3 protein-coding genes are annotated in these 2035 nt (G+C 71.7%); 2 read left to right on the top strand and 1 reads right to left on the bottom strand.

What is annotated here, in order from left to right; genetic code table 11:
- On the top strand, positions 1–397 hold a 397-nt coding region (locus GTW43_RS04680), incomplete at its 5' end, for a PQQ-binding-like beta-propeller repeat protein (protein ID WP_161300344.1).
- A 78-nt stretch (positions 398–475) separates the two neighbouring features.
- Here the strand turns inward: GTW43_RS04680 and GTW43_RS04675 are convergent.
- Entirely contained in the window at positions 476–1090 is a 615-nt protein-coding gene (locus GTW43_RS04675; protein ID WP_161300343.1) for a hypothetical protein, read from the bottom strand.
- Between the two features lie 141 nt (positions 1091–1231).
- On the opposite strand from GTW43_RS04675, the gene GTW43_RS04670 reads away from it, so the two are divergent.
- The coding region (locus tag GTW43_RS04670) for a lysozyme (RefSeq protein WP_161300342.1) at positions 1232–2035 on the top strand (804 nt) is incomplete at its 3' end.

The raw sequence follows: 2035 nt of genomic DNA, 5'->3' as shown, positions 1-2035 counted from the left end.
CGTGGCGGACCTGCCGTCCGGCGTGGTCGCCGACGGGAAGATCCTGGGCAGCGACGGTAAGGGGCATGTGGTGGCCCGTGCGGCCGACGACGGCCGGCTCCTGTGGTCGCAGGCACACGGTCTGAAACTGCGGGAGGACGCGCGCGACACGAGGATGGCGGAACTGATGTCGGCCGCCGCGGTCGACCTCACGCACCGGGTCGCGTACTTCCTCGCCCCCTCCGGTCACCTCGTGGGCCTCGATCTCGACAGCGGGGCCGTCCGCTGGCGCGGGCAGGTCACCCTGCCCCGGGGGCCGGTGCAGGGCGGAATCGCTCCCGAGCTGATGCGCGTCGGTGACGGACTGGTCGGCCAGGTGGGCGGCGAACTCTTCCGGATCGAGCCGAAGTTGGGATGACCGGGGAGGGCCGGTCGGGCACGGGTGGCGTTCCGTGCCCGACCGGCCCGGCGCCGGAGTGCTGCCGCGCGGTGTGCTTCAGGCGGCCCGCGGTGTGCGGCGCCCGCCGTAGGAGGCCACCAGCGCGTCCGCCACGCGCTCGGCGTCGGCCGCCGCCACGTCGTCCGGGTACTCGGGCAGCAGATCGTCCCAGACCGGCAGCCAGGATCCGTAGAGCTGCGCCTGCCCCTCGGGCCGCGCGAAGAACCAGAGGTGCAGATGGGCGCCGCCGTCCCCGATGCGGTACACGTGGGCGCGGGAGATGTGCGGCACCGCCTGGACGTGACGGGTCAGATGGGCCGTCAACACGCCCATGTCTGCGGCCCGTTCGTCGGGCAGATCGGCCATGTCGTGGTGGTCGAGCGGGTGCAGCATGAGGATCAACGGGACACCGGCCCGCGGGATCCGGGTCAGCCGCCAGTGGTCGTCGAACCAGATGCCCTCGTCGCGGGCGCGGCACGACGCGCAGTCCGCCGGGTCCTCGCCGTGCCGCGGCGGCTCGGGCAGCACCGGCGGCCGCAGCGGGGAGACCCGCAGGCCGTCCTGAGGGAACGGACTGATGTCCCAGCCGGTCATACGGGCGAGCGGGAGACGCTGCTCGGCATCCGCCGCGGCGAGGGCGTGCGCGTAGAACTCTTCGGGGTCCAGGGCCATGAGCCGAAGAGTAGTTCGACGCGCCCGCGATCCCGCACCGGTCCGGGCACGAGCGCCTTCACCGGTGGGTGGCACGGGCCCGCGACGCCGTCTGGCCCAACGCGGGATGCGGACCGGGGTGACGGGCGGTCAGATGGCCCCATGCACACCGCACACGCAGCAACGTCCGGGCGCACGCGCCGCATAGTCGTCTCAGGTGCCCTGCTCACCTCCCAGGTCCTGCTCCTGACCCTGCCCACCGGGTTCGCCTCCGCGGACGACACCGGCGGGCCCCCCGTCCCGGGCACCGCCTACATGGGCGAGGGCGTCCTCGACCACGAGGGCGTCCAGGGATACCCCGTCGAGACACGTGTCGCCCAGACCAAGGGCGTCGACGTCTCCAGCCACCAGCGCAACGTCGCCTGGTCGACCCTCTGGAAGAGCGGCGTGAAGTGGGCCTACGTGAAGGCCACCGAGGGGAAGTCGTACCGCAACCCCTACTTCGCGCAGCAGTACCGCGGTTCGTACAACGTGGGCATGATCCGCGGCGCCTACCACTTCGCGACGCCGAACACGGCGAGCGGCACCGCGCAGGCCAACTACTTCGTCGACCACGGCGGCGGCTGGTCGCGCGACGGGAAGACGCTGCCGGGTGTGCTCGACATCGAGTACAACCCCTACGGATCGAGCTGTTACGGCAAGTCGTCGGGCCAGCTCGTCAGCTGGATCCGTGACTTCCTCAAGCGGTACAAGGCCCGCACCGGCCGCGACGCCGTCATCTACACCTCCACCACCTGGTGGAAGCAGTGCACCGGCAACTACCGGGGCTTCGGCTCCACCAACCCCCTGTGGGTCGCCCGCTACGCGTCCAGCGTGGGTGCGCTCCCGGCCGGCTGGTCGTTCCACACGATGTGGCAGCACACGTCGTCGGGTCCGACGGTCGGCGACCACAACAAGTTCAACGGC

This window comes from Streptomyces sp. SID5785 (genome assembly GCF_009870065.1).
Classification (GTDB): domain Bacteria; phylum Actinomycetota; class Actinomycetes; order Streptomycetales; family Streptomycetaceae; genus Streptomyces.
This window is presented reverse-complemented; position numbering and strand designations above follow the sequence as displayed.